Annotated in this window: 7 protein-coding genes and 1 tRNA gene; 7 read left to right on the top strand and 1 reads right to left on the bottom strand. The window is 48.1% G+C overall.

Annotated elements, in window-relative coordinates:
* The 6 genes from QVO97_RS00800 to holA all read left to right on the top strand — a co-directional run.
* Window positions 1-80, top strand: an 80-nt coding sequence (locus QVO97_RS00800) for a hypothetical protein (protein WP_288188522.1), incomplete at its 5' end; no start/stop codon positions are given.
* A gap of 129 nt (window positions 81-209) precedes the next feature.
* The gene (locus QVO97_RS00795; RefSeq protein ID WP_369678360.1) at window positions 210-791 is read left to right on the top strand and encodes an RNA polymerase sigma factor; all 582 of its coding nucleotides are present in this window, start codon (window positions 210-212) and stop codon (window positions 789-791) included.
* Entirely contained in the window at window positions 788-2,242 is a 1,455-nt protein-coding gene (locus tag QVO97_RS00790; RefSeq protein WP_022358534.1) for an anti-sigma-I factor RsgI family protein, read from the top strand. The genes QVO97_RS00795 and QVO97_RS00790 overlap by 4 nt, the downstream gene beginning before the upstream one ends.
* Window positions 2,243-2,528: 286 nt before the next feature.
* Window positions 2,529-2,601 (top strand) — tRNA-Gln (locus tag QVO97_RS00785).
* A 256-nt stretch (window positions 2,602-2,857) separates the two neighbouring features.
* Window positions 2,858-5,218, top strand: coding sequence for a ferrous iron transport protein B (gene feoB / locus QVO97_RS00780; protein WP_022358533.1), 2,361 nt, complete (start codon window positions 2,858-2,860; stop codon window positions 5,216-5,218).
* Between the two features lie 212 nt (window positions 5,219-5,430).
* The gene (gene holA, locus QVO97_RS00775; protein ID WP_022358532.1) at window positions 5,431-6,414 is read left to right on the top strand and encodes a DNA polymerase III subunit delta; all 984 of its coding nucleotides are present in this window, start codon (window positions 5,431-5,433) and stop codon (window positions 6,412-6,414) included.
* Between the two features lie 160 nt (window positions 6,415-6,574).
* On the opposite strand, the gene rpsT is transcribed toward holA, so the two are convergent.
* Window positions 6,575-6,838 carry a 30S ribosomal protein S20 gene (rpsT, locus tag QVO97_RS00770; RefSeq protein ID WP_022358531.1) on the bottom strand — a complete coding sequence of 88 codons (264 nt, stop codon included), beginning with the start codon at window positions 6,836-6,838 and terminating at the stop codon, window positions 6,575-6,577.
* Between the two features lie 517 nt (window positions 6,839-7,355).
* Between rpsT and QVO97_RS00765 the strand changes: the two genes are divergently transcribed.
* Window positions 7,356-7,850 carry a hypothetical protein gene (locus tag QVO97_RS00765; protein ID WP_022358530.1) on the top strand — a complete coding sequence of 165 codons (495 nt, stop codon included), beginning with the start codon at window positions 7,356-7,358 and terminating at the stop codon, window positions 7,848-7,850.
* Window positions 7,851-7,898: the final 48 nt, after the last annotated feature.

Below are 7,898 nucleotides of genomic sequence, written 5' to 3'. Positions count from 1 at the left end.
TTTTTTCCTGTGACCGAGCGCTGGCAGGCTTTACAGCGCCGCCGGAGGGGCTTTTTCTGGAAAGGGTCGAGTATGAATAAAGCTGCATTGGTTTTTGCCAGCTGCCGTGAGGAGCTGGACAGAAATCAGAAAAAATTCATAACAAATGCAATAAGAACTGGTTTCTCTGCATTAAGTTATATAGAAAGGAAATTTCGTCCATGTTTTTGATGGGGCTTTTAACGACCATGGAAGAGGCGGTCGCCTATGATAAGATGAGCGATGAAAAGCTGCTTCTGCGAGTGGCAGAGGGGGATAAGGCGGCGTTTCAGCAGCTTTATCAGAATACGGATAAAACTATATACGGTTTTATTCTATCGATTTTGCGGAATCCGCAGGACTCTGAGGAGGTCATGCAGGAGCTTTATTTAAAGGTCTGGACTTCGGCTGGAAGCTATCAGTCGCAGGGAAAACCGCTGGCGTGGATGTTTACGATCGCTAGAAATCTTTGCTATATGCGCTTCCGTGACCAGAAGCATGAAGCGGATATCGGGCTTTCGGATCTTTCTGAGATGGAGACAGGGGAATTCTGTCCCCAGATAGAGGATGCTGCGGATAAGATGGTATTACACGCGGCACTCAAAATATTAAATGAAGAAGAACGGCAGATTGTACTTCTTCGGACATCAGCGGGGTTAAAACATCGTGAGATCGCGGCAGATTTGGAGATGCCGCTGGCAACGGTGCTTTCCAAGTACAACCGTGCTATGAAAAAACTGAAAAAACACCTGAGAGAGGAGGGAGTACATTGACCGATCACTCTGAAACAGCGTGGGAACAGGATGAGATTGAGTCACATTTGCGGTCGGCGATGGACGCCCTGACTCCCAACGTATTCGATAAAATCGATCTCTCGACGCCACAGGAGATCTATGTAAAACCATCCCGCCGTGTACGGATGTACCGCCGGATGCGGACCGTGGCGATGGCAGCAGCCGCCTGCTTGTGTGTGGCTGTGTTAGGAGGCGGTGTTTCATTTTACCAGAATCACCGTGTCGATTCGGTGATTGGCATCGATGTCAATCCGAGTATTGAGCTTTCCGTCAACCGGAACGAGAAAGTATTGCAGGCGAATCCGCTTAATGAGGATGCGGAGACGATCCTGGATGATATGAATTTGAAAAATGTAGACCTTGATATTGCGGTCAACGCATTGATCGGTTCGATGGTCCGGAACGGTTATCTGGATGAACTGGACAATGCGATTCTGGTTACCGTGTCCAATGAGAATGAGAAAAAGGCATCATCTTTGCGTCAGGATGTCGTAGGGGATGTAGAGTCTTCCCTGCAGGAACACGCGGTACAGGCGGTTGTCTATGACCAGCGGATGAAGGTAACCGGGGAGATTCAGGATCTGGCGGAGAAATACAATATTTCTTATGGAAAAGCGTATTTTCTGCGGGAGCTGATCCGGGATAACGACCTGACCGAAAATGATATGAAAAAATTTGCCGGTATGACGATGGAAGAGATTGCGCGGGAGATCGCGGATCGTGCTTATACGGTAGGTTATTCGAAGACGGACAGCACCATTGAGACGGATGCGGCTCTGGTTCATGAGGTGACATTGCCGCAGACCGAGGAAGAAACCTTAGCGGAGACGACCGTGGAAAGCACCGGTCAGCCGGAAAATGAACCGACGCCGGCAGAGCAGCCATCGACTGCTGCACGCCCGGTGGAGACAACCACCGCAGCAGATGAGGACGAGGAAGAAGTCGATTCGGGAGGCAAGAAAGCGAAGATTGACTATGTGGACTACGAGAGCGGTTCGCTGAACATCGTTTTTAAGGAAAAGGTTAAATGGAAAAATCCGACCGTGTCGGTGATAGATCCGGACGGTCAGAGCTATTCGGCGAGAATCACGGACACAGGCGGAACCTCCTGTGAGATTCACGTCAAAGGGCTTCCAGCCAATACGGAGTGCACGTTTACGCTCGGCGGAGTGGCAGTGCGGGACGGCGGTTCCTTTGGCACGGTAAAAGGCTATTTCGAGACGCCGGATATTGCGGATGATCTGATGGATGAGGATGACGACGATGCGGATGATGAGACAGTGGAGACAAAGCCATCCGAGACATCCCGTGCGCCGGAGACACAGACAGAAGCAGTAAAAGAGAGCACGCACTCGGAGACAGAGTACAGTCAGATGGAGACAAAGCAGACGGAAAAAGAAACGAAGACAGATGCGGAGTCAGCTAATTAAAGCGGAGTGTATGAGGATATATGATTCCTGCTGCCTGAACCATGATATGCCTGGAGTTATCAGAAGTTGGATTCGGGCAGCAGGAATTTTAAGAACCATTAGAATTATTTGCAGGAAGCCTTGTGACGGAAAAATATCCGGGGCATTACGAGACTGTAAAATGTTTCGAACTGGTAAATAATTATAATTGTTCAAAAAAACATAAGTGTTTGAAAAAAATACTTGACGAAACAAAAATTTATGATATAATAATAAATGTGGCTGAGACAGCTATGAAATAAAAGATTGGGCTATCGCCAAATGGTAAGGCAACGGACTCTGACTCCGTCATTTTCAAGGTTCGAATCCTTGTAGCCCAGCTATTTTGAGACAGTGAGGATGATTCATCCTTGCTGTTTTTCTTTTATCTTTTCTGTGTTTTTTTCTGATTGGTAGATTCTTAAAGATTCCAACGATTGACAAATTCCCTAAAGTACAATAGACTTATCTGGAAACATAATTGAGAAAAAATTTCAATAGTATTTTTCTCTCTATGCTTTGCTTCAAAATCAGGCGGATGTAGAAGCCTGATGACATACAATGAGTTTGACCAATGAAGAGAGATGGAGGCAGAGAATGACATTAAAGGATTTACCAATAGGAAAAACTGCAACCGTTCGGGCAGTTGGCGGAGAAGGTGCATTGCGGCATCATTTTCTGGATATGGGATTGATTCCGACTGCATCGGTTACGATGGTAAAATATGCGCCGATGGGCGATCCGGTTGAGGTGCGGATTCATAGCTATGAACTGACGTTGCGCCTGGCGGATGCAGAGAAGATAGAGATTGAGAATGTACGCGAGGCAGGAACCGAAGCAGTGGACAAAAAGGAACATGGGATTCCGATGGCGCGCGCGATCGATCACCCTGGACTCGGAGAAGGTGGAAAATACCATACAAAGGCGGAGGAACACCCATTGCCGGATGGCACTGTCCTGACGTTTGCCCTGGCAGGTAATCAGAACTGTGGCAAAACGACGCTTTTTAACCAGCTGACCGGCTCCAATCAGCATGTGGGGAATTTCCCAGGCGTGACGGTGGACCGGAAGGATGGCACGATCCGCGGACATGAAAATACGAAAGTGACCGACCTGCCAGGAATCTATTCCTTATCGCCATATTCGAATGAGGAGCTGGTGACGCGTCAGTTTATTTTGCAGGAGCACCCGAAGGGAATCATCAATATCGTGGATGCGACGAACATTGAGCGCAACCTGTACCTGACCATGCAGCTTCTGGAACTGGATATTCCGATGGTTCTGGCGCTTAATATGATGGACGAGGTGCGTCAGAACGGCGGTTCTGTCCGTGTCAACGAACTGGAGGAAGAACTGGGAATTCCGGTTATCCCGATCTCAGCGGCAAAGAATGAAGGAATCGGAGAGCTGATCGATCATGCGCTTCATGTAACGCATTTTCAGGAGAAACCGGGACGGCAGGATTTCTGTGATGCGGATTATCACGGTGGTGCGGTGCACCGCTGCCTGCATGGCATTATGCATCTGATCGAAGATCACGCGCAGAATGCGGGTATTCCGGTGCGCTTTGCTGCATCAAAGCTGGCAGAAGGCGATGAGGAGATTGAGGCGCGTCTGAATCTGGACACGAATGAAAAAGAGACGCTGGAACATATTATCTGCCAGATGGAGAAGGAACGCGGGCTGGATCGGGCAGCTGCGATTGCGGATATGCGGTTTGGTTTTATCGAAAAAGTCTGCAGGCAGACAGTCGTCAAACCGAGGGAAAGCCGGGAACACCGGAGAAGTGTGAAGATTGACCGTCTTCTTACCGGAACCTACACGGCGATTCCGGCATTTATTGCAATCATGGGTCTGGTATTCTGGCTGACATTTAATGTGATTGGCGCGGTCCTTTCAGATGGTCTGGAACTGGTGATTGGATGGCTGACAGAGCGGGCAGACGCAGCGCTGACAGCGGCCGGTATCAATCCGGTGCTCCATTCCCTGCTGATCGATGGTGTGTGCAATGGTGTCGGAAGTGTTTTGAGCTTTCTGCCGATCATTGTGACGCTGTTTTTCTTCCTGTCGCTTTTAGAGGACAGTGGTTATATGGCACGTGTGGCGTTTGTGATGGATAAACTGCTTCGAAAGATCGGCCTTTCCGGACGGAGTATCGTGCCGATGCTGATTGGCTTTGGCTGCACGGTACCAGGAGTCATGGCAAGCCGGACGCTTTCTTCGGAGCGGGATCGAAAAATGACGATCCTGTTGACTCCGTTTATGAGCTGTTCCGCCAAGATTTCGATTTATGCGTTTTTTACCGCCGTCTTTTTCCCACATCATGGGGCGATTGTTATGATTGCACTTTATCTGTTGGGAATCCTGATGGGAATTTTGATGGCAATGCTTCTTAAAACAACTTTATTTAAGGGTGAAGCCGTTCCGTTCGTCATGGAGCTTCCGAACTACCGGATGCCGGGGGCGCGCAATGTCGCCCAGCTTCTCTGGGAAAAGGCAAGGGATTTCCTGCAGAAAGCATTCACGGTTATTTTTGTGGCGACGATTTTAATCTGGTTCCTTCAGACATTTGATCTGCACCTGAATGTTGTGTCCAATTCCCAGCAGAGTCTTCTGGCGGTTATTTCTGGTGTGATTGCACCACTGTTTGCGCCGATGGGATTAGGCGACTGGCGTGTCTGCACGGCACTTTTGACCGGATTTATGGCAAAAGAGAGTGTTGTATCAACGCTGTCGGTTCTGTTCGGGACGACTCAGAGCCTGCGTGACATTCTGACCCCTCTTTCAGTGGTCAGTCTGCTGGTTTTCTGCCTGCTCTATACGCCGTGCGTGGCAGCGATCTCATCGGTCAGACGCGAACTGGGCGGAAAATGGGCTTGCTTTGTCGTGGTGGCGCAGTGCGTGATTGCGTGGATCGTAGCGTATGCGGCCTATCTTTTGCTGGGGGTGGTCATGTAGGTTTTGACTGAAAGTGAACCAAGGAAAAATTTCAAGCAACAAAAGGATCTGCTGTTTTGTTCTTTTTGTGGGTTTACAGTAGACAACATTTTAGAAAAATGTTTATAATAGTAGGGAGTGAAAAAATGGACAGGAAAGTAACCGGATGGACAGTCATTCGAAAAAATGGATCTGTTTTTATCGAATAGAACCAGGAGGCGGGGACGGAGTTAATGCAGACGATCAATGAAGACATCAAAAATGGCACATTTAAGCCGGTTTATTTGCTATATGGCGAAGAGGCGTTTTTGAAGCAGAGTTATAAAAAGAAGCTGCGGGCGGCGATCTCGGGCGATGATACGATGAATTACAATTATTTCGAGGGAAAAGGGCTGGATGTGAACGAGCTGATCAGTCTGGCGGACACGATGCCATTTTTCAGCGAGCGGCGTCTGATTCTGATCGAGGACAGCGGATTTTTCAAGACTTCTTCGGAGGCGCTGGCGGAGTATCTGCCGACGATGCCGGACACGACCTGCATCGTATTTGTGGAGGAGGCGGTCGATAAGCGAAACAAACTCTACAAAAAGGTCAAGGATCTGGGTCACATTGCGGAGATGAAGAGGCAGGACAGCGCGCAGCTCGCCAGATGGGCGGCGACGATTCTGGCGCAGAATGGGCGGAAGATCACGCCGTCCACGATGAATCTCTTTTTGGAGCGCGTCGGCGATGATATGGAAAACATCCGGATGGAGCTGGAAAAACTCATTTCCTACACGATGGGCAGTGAGGTAGTGACGGCAGAGGATGTGAAAGTCATCACGACCGTGCAGATCACGAACAAGATCTTCGATATGGTAGCGGCGATCACGGCGGGAAAGACGAAGCGGGCGATGGATCTGTACGAAGACCTGCTGACACTCAGGGAGCCGCCGATGCGGATTCTGTTCCTGATTGCCAGACAGTTTAATCAGCTTTTGCTGGTGCGAGAATTGCAGGCGTCCGGCGCAGACCGGGGGACGGTTGCCTCGAAATTGAAAGTACCTCCGTTCGTAGCCGGAAAACTCAGCAGCCAGGCGGCGGCATTTACGAAAGAACAGCTCATTTCCTATGTGCAGACCTGCGTGGATGCCGAGGAGGCAGTCAAGACCGGGCGGATGGGCGACCGGCTGGCGGTGGAGCTGCTGATCAGTCAGCCCAGAAGTTACGTGCGCTGATTCTAAAGGGCAGTGCCAGCATCAGAATCAGCGGTTCTTCGGCCGGACCCGGCTGGAAAAGAAGCAACAAAAAACCATTATTCTGTCACACCCACAGAATAATGGTTTTTTAATTTGGGTTAATTTTTAATATATAATTCGAAAGATCCGCTCTGGATAATTAAGCCAGAGTATTTACAGCCTTGGAAAGACGGGATACTTTGCGGGAAGCTGTATTCTTGTGGTATACGCCCTTGGAAGTAGCCTTGTCGATCTCGCTGGTAGCAGCTAATAATGCAGCCTGTGCAGCAGCCTTATCTTTTGCAGCAACGGCAGCTTCAACTTTCTTAACAGCAGTTTTAACTTTGGATCTGATAGCCTTGTTTCTTGCAGCTCTTGTCTCTGCAACTAAGATTCTTTTTTTTGCGGATTTAATGTTAGCCAATGTAGTGTACCTCCATCATAAATTCTTTTATTTTGATTCGTAATTCATTTTGTATTTGGTTTGCATTAAAGCCTGGACACGGACAGTTCAATGTAAACATACTATTACATTCTATCGAATAAAGGCAGTATTGTCAATATCTATTTGCCTGTTTTTAGGGAAAAATTCGGAAAAAATGAAAAGGGAGCTGAAAAAGCAGCTCTTGTCAAGTTGCATAACCGGAATAAAAAATAGAAAAAATTGATCGTTCAATATGATGAAATTGTGAAAAAATAAAAAAAGTGCTTACACGAATGGAAAAAAGACGTTATAATAGCGAACCGTAACCCAAGTTGAATATAGTTTGAAAAAACGCAGTGAGATTGCATACAGCAGTAGAGATCGAAACGAGTTTCCGATTTCTGCTGCCTTTTATTTTGTGAAATTTATCACGGACAGCATCTTGCGCGTGGGTGTGCCGGACTGATTTGCCGATGCATCTGGATAGAAGCAATTATTTTATAGGAGGAGAATGAAAATGCCAAGAAATAAGAGAGAAAGTTTTATCTATTCCGTTATCATGTGTTTCACTATGGTACTTTGGATGAGTATGTACAATGTAACCCTTCATATGGGACATTTATCCTTGGAAACGATCCGCGAAGGATGGATCGGATTTCCGTTTGCATTCGTGTATGCGTTTCTGTTTGACTGGTTCATCGTGTCCGGTCCGGCGAAGGGAATTGCGTTCCGTTACTTTGTATCACCGGAGAGCAGCACACTTCGTAAAGTAATCACGATCTCCTGCTGCATGGTCGTTCCGATGGTATTTGTTATGTCCTTATATGGCGGTCTGGAAGCCTGCGTGAAATCCGGCGCATGGAGCCAGCTGTTCATCATCTGGCTGACCAATATTCCGAAGAACATCATCATGGCGCTTCCGTTCCAGCTCATCGTAGCAGGTCCGCTGGTGCGCCGCGTGTTCCGTACCGCATTCCCGGAGGGAACCGTGCTGCAGGAACCGGTTATGTAGGGAGATAGCAGAAAATTTATAATCATCGTAACTGTTCAGTACCTTCAC

This window comes from Clostridium sp. CAG:43 (assembly GCF_000434655.1).
Taxonomy (GTDB): domain Bacteria; phylum Bacillota; class Clostridia; order Lachnospirales; family Lachnospiraceae; genus Otoolea; species Otoolea fessa.
This window is presented reverse-complemented; position numbering and strand designations above follow the sequence as displayed.